The sequence below is a fragment of the Archangium violaceum genome, from assembly GCF_016887565.1.
GTDB classification, from domain to species: Bacteria; Myxococcota; Myxococcia; order Myxococcales; family Myxococcaceae; genus Archangium; species Archangium violaceum_B.
Map to the genome: position 1 here is coordinate 11,276,097 of NZ_CP069396.1, position 19,106 is coordinate 11,295,202.

General features: G+C 70.4%; 16 protein-coding genes. 4 read left to right on the top strand and 12 right to left on the bottom strand.

All coding sequences use genetic code 11. The annotated features are described in order from the left end of the window. Positions 1–30: 30 nt before the first annotated feature. The 11 genes from JRI60_RS54815 to JRI60_RS44925 are packed head-to-tail and all read right to left on the bottom strand — an operon-like array spanning position 31 to position 10,837. Positions 31–891: a MerR family transcriptional regulator gene (locus JRI60_RS54815; protein ID WP_204222224.1), complete on the bottom strand. Its 861-nt coding sequence runs from the start codon at positions 889–891 to the stop codon at positions 31–33. Beyond that, positions 888–1,571 carry a lysophospholipid acyltransferase family protein gene (locus JRI60_RS44880; protein ID WP_204222225.1) on the bottom strand — a complete coding sequence of 228 codons (684 nt, stop codon included), beginning with the start codon at positions 1,569–1,571 and terminating at the stop codon, positions 888–890. Before JRI60_RS44880 ends, JRI60_RS54815 begins: the two co-directional genes overlap by 4 nt. After that, positions 1,568–1,915, bottom strand: coding sequence for a lycopene cyclase domain-containing protein (locus JRI60_RS44885; protein WP_204222226.1), 348 nt, complete (start codon positions 1,913–1,915; stop codon positions 1,568–1,570). Before JRI60_RS44885 ends, JRI60_RS44880 begins: the two co-directional genes overlap by 4 nt. Further along, a complete protein-coding gene (locus tag JRI60_RS44890) occupies positions 1,912–2,292 on the bottom strand; it encodes a lycopene cyclase domain-containing protein (protein WP_204222227.1) in 381 nt (126 codons plus the stop codon). Before JRI60_RS44890 ends, JRI60_RS44885 begins: the two co-directional genes overlap by 4 nt. Next, a complete protein-coding gene (locus JRI60_RS44895) occupies positions 2,289–3,431 on the bottom strand; it encodes a glycosyltransferase (RefSeq protein WP_204222228.1) in 1,143 nt (380 codons plus the stop codon). Before JRI60_RS44895 ends, JRI60_RS44890 begins: the two co-directional genes overlap by 4 nt. Beyond that, positions 3,428–4,402: a carotenoid 1,2-hydratase gene (locus tag JRI60_RS44900; RefSeq protein WP_239470094.1), complete on the bottom strand. Its 975-nt coding sequence runs from the start codon at positions 4,400–4,402 to the stop codon at positions 3,428–3,430. The genes JRI60_RS44895 and JRI60_RS44900 overlap by 4 nt, the downstream gene beginning before the upstream one ends. Further along, positions 4,399–5,856, bottom strand: coding sequence for a phytoene desaturase family protein (locus tag JRI60_RS44905; RefSeq protein WP_204222229.1), 1,458 nt, complete (start codon positions 5,854–5,856; stop codon positions 4,399–4,401). The genes JRI60_RS44900 and JRI60_RS44905 overlap by 4 nt, the downstream gene beginning before the upstream one ends. Continuing rightward, positions 5,853–7,175, bottom strand: coding sequence for a hydroxymethylglutaryl-CoA reductase, degradative (locus JRI60_RS44910; protein ID WP_204222230.1), 1,323 nt, complete (start codon positions 7,173–7,175; stop codon positions 5,853–5,855). The genes JRI60_RS44905 and JRI60_RS44910 overlap by 4 nt, the downstream gene beginning before the upstream one ends. Next, positions 7,172–8,197 carry a phytoene/squalene synthase family protein gene (locus JRI60_RS44915; protein WP_204222231.1) on the bottom strand — a complete coding sequence of 342 codons (1,026 nt, stop codon included), beginning with the start codon at positions 8,195–8,197 and terminating at the stop codon, positions 7,172–7,174. The genes JRI60_RS44910 and JRI60_RS44915 overlap by 4 nt, the downstream gene beginning before the upstream one ends. Beyond that, positions 8,194–9,738 carry a phytoene desaturase family protein gene (locus JRI60_RS44920; RefSeq protein WP_204222232.1) on the bottom strand — a complete coding sequence of 515 codons (1,545 nt, stop codon included), beginning with the start codon at positions 9,736–9,738 and terminating at the stop codon, positions 8,194–8,196. The genes JRI60_RS44915 and JRI60_RS44920 overlap by 4 nt, the downstream gene beginning before the upstream one ends. A 13-nt stretch (positions 9,739–9,751) precedes the next feature. After that, complete coding sequence (locus JRI60_RS44925; protein ID WP_239470095.1) at positions 9,752–10,837, bottom strand: polyprenyl synthetase family protein; 1,086 nt, start codon at positions 10,835–10,837, stop codon at positions 9,752–9,754. A 133-nt stretch (positions 10,838–10,970) separates the two neighbouring features. Between JRI60_RS44925 and JRI60_RS44930 the strand changes: the two genes are divergently transcribed. The 4 genes from JRI60_RS44930 (at position 10,971) to JRI60_RS44945 (ending at position 14,326) form a co-directional block, all read left to right on the top strand. After that, entirely contained in the window at positions 10,971–11,504 is a 534-nt protein-coding gene (locus JRI60_RS44930; protein WP_239470096.1) for a peroxiredoxin family protein, read from the top strand. Continuing rightward, on the top strand, positions 11,501–12,406 hold the full coding sequence (locus JRI60_RS44935; protein WP_204222235.1) for a TIGR01777 family oxidoreductase: 906 nt from the start codon (positions 11,501–11,503) through the stop codon (positions 12,404–12,406). The genes JRI60_RS44930 and JRI60_RS44935 overlap by 4 nt, the downstream gene beginning before the upstream one ends. Positions 12,407–12,475: 69 nt before the next feature. Continuing rightward, positions 12,476–13,666, top strand: a complete 1,191-nt coding sequence (locus JRI60_RS44940; protein WP_204222236.1) for a metallophosphoesterase — start codon at positions 12,476–12,478, stop codon at positions 13,664–13,666. 21 nt (positions 13,667–13,687) lie between these two features. Further along, a complete protein-coding gene (locus JRI60_RS44945) occupies positions 13,688–14,326 on the top strand; it encodes a TetR/AcrR family transcriptional regulator (protein WP_204222237.1) in 639 nt (212 codons plus the stop codon). Positions 14,327–14,456: 130 nt separating this feature from the next. Here JRI60_RS44945 and JRI60_RS44950 read toward each other — a convergent pair whose 3' ends face one another. Beyond that, positions 14,457–19,103 carry an amidohydrolase family protein gene (locus JRI60_RS44950; protein WP_204222238.1) on the bottom strand — a complete coding sequence of 1,549 codons (4,647 nt, stop codon included), beginning with the start codon at positions 19,101–19,103 and terminating at the stop codon, positions 14,457–14,459. Positions 19,104–19,106 lie beyond the last annotated feature (3 nt).

A 19,106-nucleotide genomic window follows, 5' to 3' on the forward strand; every position in this document is an offset into this window, starting at 1 on the left:
GCTTCCCCTGCCCCTCCGCACCCATCTGTCTCAGGTGCGGTTCGACTCGCCGCGCGCCTGCTGCCAGAGGAGCACCAGCTCCTCCGCGGTCTCGGCGTACTGCGCCCCCGCGCTGAAGATGGCCTTCAGGTGCTCACGCGCGCCCGGCCCTCCTACCACCACCAGCGTCGGAGCACACGCCTTGACCGAGGCGCTCAGCACCTGTTGCAGCTCCCCTGGATCCCTCCTCCGCACGCAGGAGAGCGCCACCAGATCCGGGTGCACCTGCTGGCACGCCGAGCGCAACGCCTCCGCCGGCGTGTCCGCCCCCAGCAGCGTCACCCTCCAGCCCTTTCGCTTCAGGTGAAGTCCCAGCGCCAGCAGTCCGCCCTCGTGCATGTCCCGCTCCGGGCAGGCCAGCAGCACCCGGGGGCCCTCCGGGGGCGAGTCCTCGGCCAGCAGCAGCGCGCGCAGCCGCTGGCGGATGAGCGCCGAGGCCATGTGCTCCCGCGCGATGTCCAGCCTCATCCCCATCTCCCGCAGCAGCGGCATGAGGAAGGCGTCACAGTAGGTCCGCGCGTCCATCGCGGCCCGCGCCTCGCCCAGCACCCGGTCCGCCTCGTCCCCGTCCAGCATCATCACCGCCGACCAGAAGCGCTCCTCCAGCCGCTCGCCCACCGGCAGCTCGCCCACCGGCGTCGTCCGCACCTGGGCGATCGCCTCGCTCACCGCCAGCCCCTCGGAGATGAGCTTCGCCACCCGGCGGATGTTCTCCACCTCGTCGCGCGAGTAGACGCGGTAGTTGCTCTCGTTGCGGAGGGGGCGCGGGAAGCCATAGCGCCGCTCCCACGCCCGCAGCGTGGCCTCGCGGATGCCCGTCAGCCGGGCGATGGTTCGGATGCGCAGCGTCATGCCGAAGGCGCCCTCCCCCTCACCACGTCCCAGCGCTCCGCCACCCCCAGGCCCCCGGACACCACCCGCGTGAAGCCCTCCAGGCTCGTCGTCTCCGCCAGCCGCCGCACCGCCCCCTCCAGCTCCGACTGGAAGCGCGACAGCGTCCCCGCAGCGTGCGGCGTCCCCACCTCCACCAGCACGTCCGGCCGCTCGTGCTCGAAGAAGGCATAGCGGATGGCCAGCGGCACGCACTCCACCCGCCCCACCCGCGCCAGCAGCTCCACTCCCCGCTCCAGCCGCAACGGCACCACCCCGAAGGGCCGCAGCTCTCCCTCCGGGAAGATGCACACCGCCGCCCGGGGTCTGCGCAACAGCTGGCCCGCGTAACGCAACGTCTCCAGCGACGAGGCCCACTCGCCCCGGCGGATGCTGAACGCCCCCAGCCGCGACAGGAAACGGTAGCGCTCCAGGTTGTGCTCCTCCATCACGCAGTACGCGTCCCACCCCGCCGCCCGCCCCACCTGGTGCAGCACGAAGCCGTCCCACCAGTTGCTATGGTTGGCGTACACGAGGCGCGACCCCTCCCCTCCCGGCAGCCCTCCTCGCACCCACAGGCCGCGAAACGCCGAGCGGAACTTCCACCCGACGTATCCATCGAGCACCCACCCGAAGAGTCCGCCCTTGGCCGCGCGAATCACGGCACACGCGCCTCCCGCCGCGATAGGAGAACCGTGAAGAGCGTCAGCCCCAGCGACACCATCACGCTCGTCAGCAGGAAGAAGAGGATCTCCTCCAGCGGCACCCCCGCCACGTAGACGCCCAGGTGCTTGCCCTCGCCGAAGTTCCAGATGCCCACCCGGATGGCCAGGTGGTCCGCCACCACCAGGTACGTGCCCACCACCAGCGCCGGAGGCAACACTGCCCCCAGCACCGCCCACGTACGGCCCCGGAAGTGGTGCACCAAGAACCCCAGCTGCAACACGATGAAGGGCACCGCCCACGCCAGCAGGTGGATGAGGTACGCCCAGCGCGACTCCATCATGACGCCACCTCCTCCCCGTCCAGCCGGGCCTCGCGCGCCTTGGGGGTTTCCGCCGCGCTCTTCTTCGCCGGTGCCTCCAGCACCCGCCGCAGCCGCTCGCCCGCCCAGAGCCCCACCAGCAACGTCTGCAGCCCGAAGAAGAGGTACTCCTCCAGCGGCAGGTAGCCCAGCTTGATTCCCCAGATGCGCTCCGGGTCGAAGCCCCACAGCCCCCACTTCACCGCCAGGTTGTCCCACGGCGACGTCGCCGCGTAGACCACCACCAGCAGAATCCCCATCGGCGCCAGACCTCGCCACGACAGCGTCCGCCGGTAGCGCACCAGCAGGAAGAGGATCGGCAGGACGACGAACAGTCCCAGGAAACGTGCGTACGTCATCCCCGGCCTCCTCCACTCAGCTCCGTCCACATCGGTGACATCCGCCCCCCCGCGTGCAACGCGTAGGTGCGCCCTCTCCAGGTCACCCTCGGCGGGTGTACGAGCGAGGAGAGAAAGGCGCACAGCAACAGCGCCTCTCCCAACAGCCAGTCCAGTGCCACGTGGCGCACGGTGGTTCCTATACCCTCACCCCGTCCCTCTCCCAGGGGGAGAGGGGTGCTGAGCACCGTCAGACGCCAGGACAACAGGGTTCTCATGCACAGCAGACCCCCCACCGCCATCGCCAGCCACTCCGAGCCCATCAGCACCCCCAACGCCAGCAGCGGCCACGTCGGCGTGAAGAGCAGTGGGACCGTCGGGTAGAGGCCCGGCCTGTGACTCTCCAATACCTGCATCCACCTCGTGAAACGGGCCAGCGCCGCCTCCCACGTACCAGACGCCAGGGGCACTACCGCCGGCACCTCGCACAGCGCCACGTCCAGCCCTCGCGCGTGCAACCGCTTCGACAGCTCCAGGTCCTCGCCAATGTGGTCCGCCAGCCCCTCCAGCTCGTCCATCGCCCGGTCGCTCAGCCCCAGCGCCTTGCCGCACACCGACTTCGCTCCCGCGCTCATCACGTGCAGCGCCCGGAAGCTGTGGTGTGTACGGCGCAGCAGCCCCGCCACCGCCCGATCCGCCAGGCCAGCCTCGCCCACCGGCGTCGGCACCGCCGTGCTCAGCGCCGCCCCCGCCTCCACCGGCGACGCCAGGCCTTCCACCAGCGCCCCCGTCACCGCCACGTCCGCGTCCACCACCAACACCACACGCCCCTCTCTCCGCAGTGTCTCCAGCGCGAACAGCAGGTGGCCCACCTTCCGGTTCGGCGTCGAGGGGTCGCTCCGCAACCACCGCACGCCCTCGGGCAACCGCGGCTCCCTCGGCGAGAGCACCACGTGCTCCAGTGGCCCCGCGTAATCGATCGGCCTGGACAGGTTCTCCAGCTCCCGGGCCGTGGGCTCGTCCACCGGCCGCAGCAGCAGCACCGGCACCCGCGTGGGCTCCACCGCACGGCGCCGCCGCAACAGCCTCGCCAGGGCCACCGCGCTGAAGCCCCCGGCCAGCACCGTCCAGCCCAGGCCCATCACCACCAGCGGGTTCATGTCCCACGCTCCACGCGCGTGCGGAAGTGCGCCATCCAGCGGATGAAGGGCGAGTGGAAGCGGCGGAAGTCCGCCACCTCCCCCATCACGTCCAGCCCGCTCCGCCGGGCCTCCACCCGGGCGTAGAAGGGCGAGGACTCCAGCAGCTTCGGCACGCCCACCACCGTGTTGCCCGCATGCAACCGCGCCGGCACCCGCAGGCCCCAGCCCGTCAGGCTCGTCGGCCGCGCCTCGGCCAGCAGGGGCCTGCGCTCGCACTTCGTCCCCAGCGCGCCCGCCGACACCCGCACCGGCGCCACCCCGCCCGGCAGGTGGTAGTCCACCACCGTCTCCTCCGGCCCGTGCACGCGCGCCCAGTGCCACCCCGGCAGCCTCGCGCCCAGCAGCTCCGCTCCGTGGTTGCTGTCGTGGTAGCCCAGCCCCTCCGACACCACCCCCTCCGAGGCCACCTCCAGCCGGGCCTTCGCCCGGGGGGCCAGCGCCCGCCAGTAGTGCGGCAACCCCGGCACCAGTTGCAGCTCCTCCGCCGCCGGCACCTGGGGCTCCAACACCAGACTCGCCCGCACCGCCCTTCCGAAGGGCGCGCACCGCTCGTCCACCTCCAGGCGCACCGTGCCGTCCGGCGCGTACTCCAGCAGCGAGCGGCCAATCCGCAGCGCCCGGCCATTGCCCTGCATCGAGGCCTCCGGGTACTCGCTCAGCACCCAGCGCTGGCGCCTGCCCTGGTGGTAGAGCGCGAAGTTCACCGCGCAGTGCTCGAGCGGCAGGGCCCCACGCTTCACTCCCGCCGAGTAACGCGGGGAGAAGAGCGAGCCCACCATGAAGATGAACACCGCGCTGTACTCCCCCGCCGTCACGTCCGCGTAGAACCAGCGGTAGGCCCCCGCCGTGTCCGGCAGCGCCGGCAACGCATCCAGCCAGCCATACCCATACGAGGCTCTCGGGGCCGATGCAGGGTCCAGCAGCCTCATGCGCTCCTCCGCAGGTGCGCGGACGCCATCTCCGCGGCGAAGCGGCCCGACAGCATCACCAGTGGGACTCCGCCTCCCGGGTGCGTGCCTCCCCCCGCGAAGAAGAGCCCCGGCGAGCAGCCCCGGATGCGCGGCCGGCGGAAGGGACCGAACTTCCCGTGCGGCAGGAAGCCGTAGATGGAGCCACCCGGGGCGCCCAGCGCCGCCAGGTCCACCGGCGTGCGCTGCCCCACCACCCGCATGCGCCCCCGCAGCTCCGGGTAGTGCTGCAGCAGCTTGTCGAACATCTGCGCCTTCACCCGCTCGGCCTGCAGCTCCCACGCGGCCGCCGCCCGCTCACAGGCGCCCGGCTCGCGCGGCAATGCCGGGGCGTTCACCATGACGAAGAGGCCCGTCTTGTCCGCGGGCGCCATCGTCGGGTCCGTCGCCGAGGGGTTGCAGAAGTACACCGTCGGATCATTGGCCAGCTGACCGCCGAAGAGCTCGTCGAACTCGCGGCGGTAGTCGCGGCTGAAGAGCACGGTGTGGTGCGGCAGCGCCGGACGGCCGTCCACCTCCAGCAGCAGCACGTAGCCCGACAGCGACAGGGGCTCGCTCCCCCGCCCCAGCGTGTCCAGCGGATCCGCGTTCACCACCACCGTGTCGAAGCGCTCCTCGCCGCCCTCGGGCCCCACCTGGTAGCCCCGCGCATCGCGCGTGTAGCGGGCTCGCGCCTGGAGGTGCACCTTCACCCCCTGCCGCTTCACCGCCGCCCCGAGTGCGTCCACCAGCGCGCCGATGCCGCCCCGCACGTGGTGCACGCCGTACGCGCGCTCGATGTGCGGGATGAGGGCATACGCCGCGCTCGCCTCGTAGGGCGAGGCCCCCGCGTACGTGGCGAAGCGCCCCACGAACTGCTGCATGTGGTCCGTCTTGAAGTGCGCCCGCGCCAGCTCATCCAACGTCGCCAGCTTCATGCCCCGGGCCATCGCCACCACGCCCCGCCGGGCCACGCGCGCCATGAAGCCCGCCATGCCCTCGAAGGGCGCCTCCAGGTACGGCTCCCCCGCGGCGCGCCAGATGGCCTCGGCCTCCGCGTAGAAGCCATGCACCCCGCGCCGCTCGCTCGGACGCAGCTCGCCCGCGCTCTGCGCGGTGCGCTCGAGGTCCTTGTACGCCACGAAGCCGCACCCGTCCGCGAAGCGGTAGGTGCACTGGGGCTCCAGCTCCGTGATGGGCGGCAGCAGCTCCACCGCGCCCAGCCGCTCGAACAGCCCCTTCACCACCTCCGGCAGCGTGAGCAGCGTGGGCCCGGTGTCGAACACGAGCCCGTCCGCCTTCACGCACTGCGCCTTTCCTCCGAGGGTAGGGCCTCCCTCGAAGAGCGTGACGTCGTGGCCCTCCTTCGCCAGGAGCCCGGCGGCCGTCAGCCCTCCGATTCCGCCGCCCACCACCGCGACACGCATCGCCTTCATCTCGAGGCCCCCTTGCGCCGTACCTCCTCGGCGAGGATCTCCCGCGCGCGCTCCGGCCGGTAGACGCGCTCACGCGCCAACCGCTCGGCGACGATCTCCACCAGCTCTCCCTCCGCCCCCACCTCCGCGGCCACGCGCCGTGCGTGCAGCGCCATGTGCCCCTTCTGGATGCCCTCGGTGGACAGCGCCTTGAGGGCCGACAGGTTGGTGGCCAGTCCCGCCGCCGCCGCCACGCACGCCAGGTCCACCGCGCTCTTCACACAGGCCAGCTTCAGCGCCCGCCGCACGCCCGGATGCGTGCGCGCCGCTCCGCCCACCGTCGAGGTGGCCAGCGGCATCACCAGCTGCCCCTCCAGCTCGCCCTGCGGCCCCTTCTTCCACGACGTGAGCGGCCGGTACACGCCCGAGCGCGCCGCGTACGCGTGCGCCCCCGCCTCCACCGCGCGCCAGTCGTTGCCGCACGCCACCAGCACCGCGTCCACCCCGTTCATCACGCCCTTGTTGTGGGTGACGGCCCGGTATGGATCCAACTCCGCGAAGAGGTGGGCCTCCAGGATGGCATCCCGCACCGCCGCACCATCGGGGAAGCCCTCGAAGGCCAGCGCCGCCGCGGGGACTCGCGCCCGCACGTACACCTTCCGGCGATCCGCCAGGTTGGTGAGGATCTTCAGCCCCGCCCGGCTCCTCGTGAGGGCCGCGAGCCGCGGCGCCATCTTCTCGGCCAGCCCGTTGACGAGGTTGGCCCCCATGGCATCGCGCGTGTCCACGTGCAGGTGGACGACGAGCGTGGTGGCGTCCAGAACGCGCACCTCCAGCTCGCGTGCCCCTCCACCCCGGGCGCACATGGTCCCCAGCAGACCATTGGCCTCGGCCAGCAGCTCGGGCGCTCGCGTGCGCAGCACCGTCTCCGCCTCGGCCAGCGAGGGCACGTCCAGCAGCTGCACCTGGGCGGTGGTGATGGGCTCGTCCGCCGTCACGGTGAAGCCGCCGCCCTCGGCGCACAGGCGCGCGGCGTAGCTGGCCGCGGCGATGATGGAGGGCTCCTCCACCGACATGGGCACCAGCCGGTCCTGCCCGTTCACCACGAAGTTGAGCGCCAGGCCCAGCGGCAGGCCGTGCAGGCCGATGACGTTCTCCACCATGGTGTCCGCGCAGGCCTCGTCGAAACCACCCAGGCCCGCGCACGCCTCGGCCTCCTCCGGCTCCAGCCAGCGCGACTCCACCAGCCGGGTGCGGCGGCTCTCCGGCGTCTGCCGGTAGAAGCCCGACAGCCGCGAGGAGCGCCGCACCTGCAGCCTCTGTATCTTGTCGTCGCTCATGGGCTGACTCCCGGAGTGATGCCCCTGGGCAGCAGCGGCACCTTCACCTCAGGCGTCGGTGGTGCTGGAAGCACCGAGGTGGGCCGCACCAGGATGGCCGTGGCCAGCGCCAGCTTGCGCGAGCCCGGCACCGACAGCCGCCCCTTGAAGACGTCGTAGTCGTTCTGCTCGATGGCGCGCAGGATGTCCCCGTAGATGGAGCCCATCAGCTTCACCATGCGCTGGCAGCCGAAGCCGGTGAGCGCGGGGATGCCCGCCGCCGCCCTCGCGTAGTAGGCGCGCGCCCGGTCGATCTGGAAGCGCATGAAGTCGCGCCAGCGGTCATCCACCACGCCCCGGCGCAGGTCGTCCACGGACAGACCGAAGGCGGCCAGCTCGTCCAAGGGCAGGTAGACGCGGTCGCGATCCAGATCCTCCTTCACGTCCCGGAGGATGTTGGTGAGCTGCATGGCGCGGCCCAGGTCCGCCGCCGGCCCGAGCGCCCACTCGTCCGAGCAGCCCAGCATCGGCGCCATCATCAACCCCACCACGCCCGCCACCCGGTAGCAGTACAGGTCCAGCTCCGCCCAGCTGTCGTAGCGGCGCTTCGTCAGGTCCATCTCCATGCCGGAGATGAGGTCCTGCATGGGCTGCTCGGGGACGCGGAAGCGGCGGATGCAGTCCACCAGCGCGGCCAGCTCCGCCGCGTCCCACGGACCCTCGCCGCCACTGGCGCGCGTGGAGGGCGGAGGCATGCGCGGATCGGCCAGCTCCGGCGTCTCCAGGAAGAGCTCGGCCACCGCCCGGCGCGCGCGCACCAGCCGCTCGCCCAGCCCCTCGGGCACCGCGCCCTGGTCCGCGCCGTCCGCCACGTCCACCATGTCATCCAGCCGCCGGCAGTAGGCGTAGAGCGCGAAGGCCGCCTTGCGCCGCATGCCGAAGAGCATGAACGAGGCGAAGAAGAAGCTCTTGGCGTGATTGCGAGTCACGCGCTCCGCCATCTCGTAACCACGTGCCACCAGGGTGTTGTCGTGCGCCTTCATGCCGCCTCCTCGATTGCTCCGCGCCCGGCTCCCCGGGGCTCCTTCACCACGTCCACCGCTCCCGACCAGGCAAGGATACGCTCCACCACCAGCCTCGCCGAGATGAGCACCGTGGGAAGTCCGGTACCCGGCTGTGTGGAGGCCCCCACGAAGAACAGGTTTCGTACCCGCGCATCCTGGTTGGAGGGGCGGAAGGGGCCAATCTGCATAAAGTTTTGAGCCAGCCCGAACGCGCTACCGCGGGCCAGGTTGAAGGTGAACGCCCAGTCGTCCGGCGTGAACACGCGCTCCACCTCGATGTCCCGCTCCAGCTCCGCGTGGCCCAGCTCCGCCAGGCGCTGGAACACCTTGGCCCGCACCTTCGGCCCCTCCACCTTCCAGTCCAGACCCGGGTGCTGATGGGGCACCGGCACGAGGATGTAGAGGGCGTCCTTGCCCGGGGGCGCGAGGCTCGGGTCCGTGTGCGCCGGAGCATTCACGTAGAAGCTCGGATCCTCGGGCACGCGGAAGCGCTCGAAGATGTCCTCGAACGAGCCCTTGTAGTCGCGGCCGAAGACGACGTTGTGGTGGTGCAACCCGTCGTAGCGCCGGCGCAGTCCCAGGTAGAGCATGTAGCCACTGGAGGTGAAGCGCAGCTTCTCCGCGCGCTTGAGCCGGGTGACGCCCGGATCCAACAGCTTCTCGTACGCGTAGGGCAGGTCCGCGTTACAGAGCACCACGTCCGCCTTCACCACCTCGCCGTCCTCGAGCTCCACGCCCGTGGCTCGCGAGCCCTCGGTGAGGATGCGCTTCACCGGCGTGCCGTAGTGCAGTCGCACACCCTCCTCGCGCGCCACCTTCTCCAGCGCGAGCGGAATGGCGTACAGCCCTCCCTTGGGGAACCACACGCCCACGCCCAGCTCGGTGAAGGGCAGCAGCCCGTACACCGCGGGCGACGCGAAGGGCGACACCCCGAGGTACATCGTCTGGAAGGTCATCGCCGCGCGCAGCCGCTCGTCCTGGAAGAAGCGGCTGACGTCCGCGTACATGCGGCGGTGGGCGCGCACCTGGAAGATCTTCTTGAGCACCGAGGGCGCGAAGTAGTCGCTGATGCCCGAGTAGTTGCGGCCCACCAGGTGGTCCAGGCTGGTGCGGTACTGGGTGCGGCCCTGCGCCAGGAAGGCGAGGTAGCGCGCGTAGCTGCCCGATTCAATCCGCTCCAGCTCCTGGCCCATGGCGCACAGCTCGGAGGTGAAGGTGATGGCCGAGCCGTCGCGGTAGTGGATGCGGTAGTTGGGATCGCACCGCAGCAGCGTGAGGTAGTCCTCGAGGCGCCGGCCGAGCGCGGCGAACGTCTCCTGGAACACCTCGGGCATCAGCACGATGGTGGGACCGATGTCCCAGGTGAAGCCGTCCACCTGGAGCCGGTTGCAGCGGCCACCGGGGCCGTCCGTCTTCTCGAAGAGGTGGACGTCGAAGCCCTGGTGGGCCAGCCGCGCCGCCGCGGCGAGTCCCCCCACGCCCGCGCCCACCACCACCGCCTGTCGCTTGCCGCTGCTCACGGTGCTTCTCCTCTCAGTCCATCCGATGGGACAGCTGGCCGACGAGCGTCTGCAACAACTCCCTCAGGCCGTTGGGGTTGGGCAGCGCCGCGAGCGCCCGCACCGCACCGCGCGAGGCCCGTGCCACCAGTCGCTCCGTGGCCACCCGGCCCCCGGCCTCCTCCACCAGCCGGCGCGCCCGCGCGAGCGCCGCGTCGTCCTTGGCCTCGGGAGGCAGCGCCCACAGCTCCGCCAGCTCCTGGCGCACCTGCGGGCTCGCGCGCGAACAGGCCGCCACCAGCGGGAAGGTGCGCCGGCCCAGGGTGAAGTCGCAGGACGCGCTCCGGCCGGAGCCCCGCGCGTCTCCGAAGAGGCCGATCAGCTCCTCGCGCAGCTGCCAGGCCAGCGCCACGTTGCAGCCCACGCGCGCCAGCCGCAGCCGCAGCGCGTCGTCCGCCCCGGCCAGCATCGCCCCGCACACCAACGGGGAGCAGAAGCCCTGGCGCATCGTCCTCAGGCGCACCCCGCGCAGGGCCTGACGCACGCTCATGCCGTCCGGCGACACACCCTCCCGCTCCAGGGCCGTGTACTGCCCCACCGCGGTGTAGCGGCACAGGCGCAGACAGTACTGCGTGGCCTGCGCCGCGCCCGGCAGCGACGCGCCGAGCATCGTCTCCAGCGCGCGAGCGAAGAGATGGTCCCCCACCACCACCGCCAGGTCCTGCCCGATGCGGCCCGGAGCCAGGAGCAAGTGCATGGCCAGGCCTCCGCGCCGCAGCACCGCCTGCTCCGTCACGTCATCGTGGATGACCTGGCAGGCGTGCAGCAGCTCCAGCCCCGCGGCGAAGCGCCACAACCCCGCCGGTACCGCCGCCGAGCCCCGCGCCAGGCAGTAGCCCGCCAGCAGCAGCGCCGGGCGCAGCCGCCGCGAGGGACGCAACACGTACTCCCGGACGTGGCCCAGGGCTTCTGTCCAACGAATGCCCAACCCGGCCTCGTCGGGCAGCTCGAGCAGCTCCACCAGGGACCCCTGCACCTGGGCCTGCACCAGCTTCAGCCACGCCTGCTCCACCGAGGGAGCGGGCATGAGCGGCGCGGCGATGAACGGCGTGGGGCCCATACAGCTGTCCTCCAGGGCGATGGGTACCTTCGACCCTGGAAGTAATCTTTGTGTCCAGCCCTTGTCAAGGTTATGTCCAAGGTATGTACAATGTTTGTCCACGGAGTTCCCGATGACCACACGGATAGCTGGCATGCTGACGATCGCCCTGTTGGCCACGAGCCCCGTGCTCGCCACCGAGCCTCGGGCGGTACCCATGGACGCAACCTTGAGGGGTTCCGATGGAAAGGAAGTGGCCCTGTCCCGTTGGCGGGGAAAACCCGTCATTCTCTTCTATGAGGATCGCCACTCCACGACACTCAACGGACCCCTCAAGGACGCCCTCTTCTCCCGGGGCCAGGCGCTCGGACTGCTGGACGCCGCCTGGGTGGTGGCGGTGGCCAACCTGGAGTCCTTCGACTTCTTCCCCGCCAGGGGCATCGCGCTCTCCCACGTGAGGGACGAGGAGAAGAAGTGGGGCATCCCCATCCTCGTGGACCTGAAGGGAACGCTCGGCACGGCCCCGTGGAACCTGCCAACGAAGACGTCCTCGGTGCTGCTGATGGATGGCGCGGGCACCGTCGTGTACCGATATTCGGGCCGCATGAACGAACGAGAGAGGGAGACGTTCTTCCACGCGCTCGGCACACTGCTGGGGCGTGACATTCCAAAGGAGACACACCCGTGAAGGTGGCGCTCACCGGAGCGAGCGGTTTCATCGGCCCCGAGCTGGTGCGGCGGCTGTTGGAGAGGGGCCATACGGTGCACGTGCTCGCGCGGGACGTGAAGCGCGCGCTGGCGCGGCTGCCGGAGGGAGTGAGCGGCTCCTTCTTCGACGCGGCCACGCCGCTGTCGCCGGACGCATTGGGAGGCGCCGAGGCGGTGGTGCACCTGGCGGGCGAGCCGGTGGCGCAGCGGTGGACGGAGAGCGCGCGCCAGCGCATCCACGACAGCCGGGTGGTGGGCACGCGGCTGCTGGTGGAGGCCATGAAGGCGGCGGGCACGGTGCGGCACTTCGTGTCCGCCTCGGCCATCGGCATCTACGGGGACGAGCGGGGCGCGGAGCCGCTCACGGAGAGCAGCTCGCTGGGGGACGACTTCCTCGCGCGGGTGTGCCGGGCCTGGGAGGCCGAGGCGCTGGAGGCGGACGCGGCGGGCATCCGCACGGTGGTGCCGCGCATCGGCGTGGTACTGCACCCGGAGGGCGGCGCGCTCAAGCAGATGCTGCCCCCCTTCCGCCTGGGCGTGGGCGGGCGCATGGGCTCGGGGCGGCAGTACATGAGCTGGGTGCACCGCGATGACACGCTCGGGCTGCTCCTCTTCGCGCTGGAGCAGGGGGAGCTGCGCGGGCCGATGAACGTGACGGCACCGGAGCCGGTGACGAACGCGGACTTCACCCAGGCCCTGGGAGCGGCGCTGGGGCGGCCGACCGTGCTGCCGGTGCCCTCGCTGGCGCTGAAGGTGGCGTTCGGGGAGATGTCCCGGGTGGTGCTGGGAGGCCAGCGGGTCCTGCCCCGGCTCGCGCTGGAGAGCGGCTATCGCTTCCAGCACCCCGAGCTGCCGGAGACGCTGCGCTCGCTCGTGGGGTGAGGCGCGGCTTCACGCTTCTTCACATACGATGGGGTTGCGGCGCATGGCGCGCCGAGTATCCAAGGCCCCATGATTCCGCTGCGATTCGTCATCTTCTTCGGCCTGCTGTCGCTGGTGGTGGTGTCCGGCCACATCTACCTCTACCGGCGGCTCTTCCGGGACACGGCGGCGCACCGCGCCTGGCGCCGGGCCGGCGTGGTGCTGATGGCGCTGCTGGCCTCGGCGATCCTCGGCTCGCGGCTGCTGACGCGCTTCTTCCCCTCGGAGCCGACGTTCGCCTTCGCCAACCTGGGCTGGTACTGGATGGGGGCGGCCACCTACCTGCTGCTGGCGGTGCTGTCGCTGGGAGGACTGCGCAAGCTGTCCGGGTGGCTGGAGCGTCGGCGGGCGGAGAAGGTGGAGCCGGCCCCCGTCTCCGAGGAACGGCGGCAGTTCCTCGCGCGGGCGAGCGCGGGGGCGGCGCTGGTGGCCACCGGGGGCATGGCGAGCTACGGCGTGTGGCGCGCCTTCACTCCGCCGGTGGTGAACGAGGTGGCGGTGCGGCTGCCCGGGTTGCCCAAGGCGCTGGATGGCTTCACCATCGTCCAGCTGAGCGACATCCACATCGGGCCCCTCATCCAGCGCCGCTTCATGGACGCGGTGGTGGCGCAGACCAACGGGCTGAAGGGGGACCTGGTGTGCATCACCGGGGACCTGGTGGACGGCAGCGTGGAGGAGCTGGGCTTCGCGGCGGGCTCGCTGAGGAACCTGCGCGCGAGGTACGGAACGTACTTCTGCACGGGCAACCACGAGTACTACTCGGGAGACGAGGAGTGGAGCGAGGCGCTCACGCGCATGGGGATGACGGTGCTGCGCAACCGCCACGTGAGCGTCGGCGAGCCGGGCGCCTCGTTCGACCTGGTGGGAGTGGATGATTGGGGAGCGCAGCGCTCGGGCTACCCGCGCGCCCGCAGCTATGACCTGGCGGCGGCCACGGCGGGGAGGGACCCGTCACGCGCGGCGGTGCTGCTGGCGCATCAGCCGAGCGGCTGGCGCGAGCTGGCGCAGAAGGCGGGCATGGGGTTGCAGCTCTCCGGACACACGCATGGAGGACAGTTCTTCCCCTTCAACCTGGTGGTGTCGGCCGTCTGGGAGCACCCCGCGGGACTGTTCCGCGAGGGAGACAGCCACCTGTACGTGAGCCGGGGGACGGGCTTCTGGGGCCCGCCGCTGCGCGTGGCCGCGCCGCCGGAGATCGTCAAGGTGACGCTGCTCGCCTGAGGTGGGTAGGATACCGCCGTAATGCGGAAGGAAGCGGCGAAGCGGGAGATCAAGCAGGAGCGCGCGGCTCGGACGCGAGTGGAAATCATGGAGGCGGCCATCACGCTGTTCGCGCGCCGCGGAATCCTCGCGACGACGATGGCCGAGTTGGCCAAGGCCATCCGGATGACGCCCGGGGCGCTCTACTGGCACTTCCCGACGAAGGAGGACCTGCTGCTGGCCACCATCGAGGAGCTGCACGCGCGCTACCTGCGTGAGTTCGAGGAGATCCTCGGCGAGCTGCGCAAGATGACGGCCCGGCAGCAGTTCGAGGCCTTCTACGAGCGGACGCTGCAGTTCCTGCGCTACCACCGGGAATACGGCATCTTCTTCGCGATGGTGTCGGCGGAGTCGGCGTACACGAACGACCGGGTGGCCGAGGCCATCCGGGAGAAGCTGGGCGTCTACGTGGCGGTGATGGAGAACATCATCCGCTACGGGCAGACGAAGACGAAGGAGTTCCGCACGGACATGGATGCGCACGTCACCGCGCACACCATCTTCGGCGGGTTCATGGGCGCGCTGCTGCACCAGAACCTGTTCCGCGATTCGGTGACGTACGACCCCATGCTCACGACACTGGAGCGGCTGGCGGCGGACGGCATCACCACGAAGCGCTGAGGGGCACGCGCCCTCGCCTCCCCCGAAACGACGACGCCCCCCGCGGCACCTGGAGACGGTGACGCGGAGGGCGTGAGGACTTCACCGGCCCTGCCCGCCTCGCGGTGGAGGCGGGCAGCACCGGCCAGCGTTACGGCTTCTCGGTCGGGCTCGACGAGTTCTGCGGATCGCGGATGGTGCGAACCACCCAGTCGGTCGAGTTGTTGTCCGTGTCGTAGCCGTTGCCCTTCTTCTCGTCGGCGCCGTTGATGGCCATCGAGGTGCTGTCCGAGGTGGCGAGGGCCTTGCGCTCGAGGCTGCCACCCGCCGCGGGATGGGCCGGAGCCGCCGAGCCCTCGGGCCTGTTGGCCGTGCCGTAACCCACCTTGTCGACAACATACAAATCGTCGATCTCATTGCTCATCAGGCCCGGCCCGATCCGGATGTGGCCACCACCCGTTGCCGAGGCCGACATGTCGAACCCGTACTCCGCGTCCGCCGCGGGAGGACCCACGTAGTCCTTGTGAGCCACCAGGAAGTATCCGTGGGCGGGGATGCTCTTGCCGTCCGGGATGGTGGCCGAGCCCGAATAGGTCGTGGTGGAGGTGGCGGACTTGTACTGGACCTTCCAGCCGCTCAGGTCCACGGCGGTGTCCGTCGGGTTGTAGAGCTCGACGTACTCGTTCGTGCCGAAGGTGGTGCTGTTGGGATCCGTGGGACCACGACCGGAGATCTCACTGATGACGATCTTCGGCGTGACCGCCACGTTGGCGGACACCGAGCTGCCGTAGGCATTGGAGGCCACCACCTTGCCGACCTTGAACGACCCACCCGCGGTGAACGTCACCTCGGCCTTGGTGCCATTCTCGGCGATGGTCGCGCTCGCCTGGGAGAGCGAGCCCAGCCCCTCGGCCGGCTCCAGGGTGAACGTGATGACGAGGCCATCCTTCTCGGCCGGCTTGTCGAGCGTCACGGTGTAGACCTGCGTGGCACCCGGCAGCAACCGGACGTTGGTCGGGGTGATGGTGGAGGGCTTCGGGTACGGCGGGCGCACCGTGAGCTGAACGGGGATGGACTTCGCGCCGAGCCGCGCGGTGACCGTTCCCGGGACGAAGTCCGTGCTCGTGCTGGTGTCCGCGGTGAAGATGAACTTCGCCGAGGTCTGCCCCTTGGGCACCGTCACCGTGGCGGCGGGCACCGTACCGAAGGCCGCGCCCGCGGTAACGGGCACCGCCGAGATGTTCACCGGGGTGTCTCCCAGCGCCGCACTGTCCAGCGTCACCGTGAACTCCTGGGTAGTGCCACGCACGAGGGTCAGCGGGCCCACCGGGGTGAGGGTGGCGAGCTTCGGGACGGCGGCGTTGATGTTGACCGTGGCCTTCGCGGTGCTGTCACCCAGCGTGGCCAGGATCTCCGCCGTGCTGATGGCGGGCGCTTGCGAGGCCGTGAAGACGAAGGTGACCGTGGAGGCGTTGGGCGTGAAGGTCACCGTCGGCTCCACCGTGCCGATGTCCTCCGGCACGCTGAGCGCGAGGGTGGTGTCCTTCGGCGCGGGGATGTCCACCCAGGCGGTGAGCGTCACGTCTCCGCCCGGTCCGACGATGACGGTGTCGGGCGTGATCTTCGTGAGCCTGGGCTGCTCGTTGGTGCCCAGCACCCGCACCGTGGTCTCCTTGCTCGAGTCACGCAGCGTGGCGGTCAGCTTCACGCTGGCGGCCTGGGCCTTGCCAATGAGCTTCACCTCGGCGGTGGTCTGCCCAGCGAGGATGACCACCTTGCCACCGTTGGCCGCCTCCAGCTTGGACGGATCGGCGGAGGTGATGGTGACCGTGACGTCCTCGGCGTACGTCTCGGACAGCGTCACCAGGAGCGGCCCACCGATGGCCGAGCACCCATCCGTCTCGCACGCGGAGTCCACGCGGGAGAACAGGCCCGCGGGGCCAATGGAGGCGAGCGGCGGCGCGGGCGCCAGGAAGTCGCTCGAGCCGCGCGGCTCCACCTTGGAGTTGCCGTTGCGCCAGTTCAGCAGGCCACGCAACCGGTGGTACTCCGTGCCCACCGCCGGAAGCGCCGTGGGCTTGTACATGAAGTCATCCACGCGCACGCCCACGGTCTCGCCATCCGTGCCGGCCTTGATGTCGACGACGTACTCGTTGATGGGGGCGCTCTCGCCCGAGCCCGGGGTGGGCTCGTGCTTCGTCACGAAGACGTCGGTGAGCTCCACCAGGACGCCCTCGAGCGCCTGGGCCCGCGAGCCACCCGTGCGCACCTCGGCGGGGGTGACGGAGACGGGCACCGGCGTGGCGGTGGCGGTCTGGGCAGTGACGACGGCGTTGGTGAGCTCGATCTGCCCGTAGTAGTGATCCACGATGGCCGAGGTGACGGTGATGCGCTCACCGACCTTGCGCCCGGAGGAGGTGCCGAAGACGAAGATGCCGGACCAGTCAGGACCGGCGGTCCGCTCCTCGTCCACCACCTGGATGAAGTAGCCGCTGCTGCCAGCCGTCCCCGTCACCATCGCATTGGCGATGGAGACCGGGTAGCCCGCGAACGGGTGGAGGCCATTCACCGGCTTCTTGATGTCGTAGATGGAGACGGGGCAGGCCGTGTCGCCGGGGTTCTTCGCGGCGCAGAGGTCGCACGCGTCACCCCTGCCGTCGCCGTCCGAGTCCTTCTGGTCCGCGTTGGCCACGGCCGGGCAGTTGTCGGTGGAGCTGGCGATGCCGTCACCATCCCTGTCGGCCGGGTTGGCGGCCTTGCAGGTCGTGCTGTTGGCCTCGAGCGGGCACGGGTCGCAGGCATCACCCACGCCATCATTGTCGGTGTCCGCCTGCTTGCCGTTGTCCATCGGGCGGATGGGGTTGAAGACGATGGAGCAGTTGTCCTGCGCGTTGGCGATGCCGTCACCATCGAAGTCGGCGAGCCGGCGCGTGCCGTTGTAGACGTTGGAGCCATTCACCGAGGCGGCCACCGGAGTGGAGGCGATGCGCTGCGGAGCGCAGATGGGCTCGTTCTGGGGCTGGTCGCCGCAGAAGAAGAGCGCGTAGGCGGTGGCGTTGGCGTCCTTCAGGGCGGAGAAGGTCTTGCCCGTCTCGGCCTTCACGCAGGCCGCCTTGGCGGTGCCGCACACGTCCACCGCGTCACAGGCATCCGTGGCGCCCTTGGTCAGCTCGGTCATCAGAGCCTGGTCACCATAGAGGGGCTTGCCGCCGCGCACGGTGAGGACCACGTCCTCCGGCCTGGCGGTGATGACGGCGCGGTGCGGAGAGAACGCGTTGGCGTTGAGCCGGAAGATGGCCAGGTCCGCCACCTTGCCCGGAGCGATGCGGCCCAGCTTCTCCCCGGTGTCCGTCGCATCCGCGGCGCTCGCGGTGGCCATCCGCCACAGCTGCTCGTCGGTGAACGTCTTCGAGTAGTGCACCTGGTTGAGGTAGTCCGCGCACCGCAGCTCGCGCAGGATGTTCATGGAGCCCGACTGCAGCCAGTCCGTGCCCAGCGCGATGTTCACGCCCATCTGCTTGTAGGCGGTGACCATGGCCGTGTCGCCGTACAGGGACACGTTGCTGCGCGGCGACCAGACGAGGCTCGCGCCGCGCTCGGCCATCTTGCCGATCTCCGCCGCCGTGAGGCCGATGCCCTGGATGACGGCCGTACGCCCCGTCAACACGTCCTGGCTGCCGGTGCCCTGACCGGAGAGGCAGCGGAACTCGTTGCGCGCCGACTCCTCGATGCCCTCGGACACGTGCGGCATGTAGGCCGACAGCCCCGGCATGTCGTCCGGCGTGTCGATGGCCGAGTAGTCGCACCCGCTCGCGAGCTCCTTGCCGTCATCGTCGTTGAGCGGGAAGGTCTGGAAGTTCACGGCCATCTCGTGCAGGCCTTCCTGGCTGGGCTTGCCCGAGCCGGTGGCGGACAGCTCGCGCACCAGGCCCGACAGGCCGCCCGCACCGGCGATCGACGTGGTACCGGCCATCACATGGCGCAGCTCGGCCCAGCGCTGGGCGTCATCGCCCGCGGTGCTGCCCTGGCTGACGGCCTTGTGGCCATCCTTGCCCTCGCGCCAGTCGTGACGGTGCTCGAAGCGCTCCTCGCGGCCCGGATCCGGCGCCTTCTGGAAGTTCATGTGCTCGTGCGCGTTGATGAGACCCGGGGAGATGACGCCCGCGGGGCAGGAGATCTTCGTCGCGTCCTTGGCCTCGGCCTGGTCCGAGCAGTCGCACGCCGAGCAGGTGATGATGCCCTGGGCATCCACCAGCACCTGACCCCCGTTGAGCGTCTTGCCGTCCAGCAGCACCACGCCCATGTAGAGGCGCGCGCCCGACGTCCCCTCGATCACCTTGCAGGTGGCCCCGGCCTCCGGCTGAGGCAGGCTCGACGGCGCGGCGCACTGCTCCTGCGTCGGCCGCGAAATCTCACAGTTGTTCTCGCACCCGTCCCCGTCCACCTTGTTGCCGTCGTCACACGCCTCGGAGATCTCCCGGACCTTGTTGCCGCAGACGGCCAGCACTTCCTGCTCCGGCGGCGTGAGGCTGCAGTCGTTCTGGCAACCATCCCCGTTGATGGAGTTGCCGTCGTCACACGCCTCGCCCACCTCCACCTCCTTGTTACCGCAGGTGGCCTGGTGCTCGACGGTCGTACACCGGTTGGAACAGCTGTCGTCATCGACGGTGTTGCCGTCGTCACATTGTTCCTTGCCCTCGACGCGGCCATTGCCGCATTCCTCGGACGAGGGGCAGGCGGTCAGCAGGAGCAATCCTGTGCCGAGGAGTGCCAGGAGATGGCGGGGGTTGTTGCGCATGCG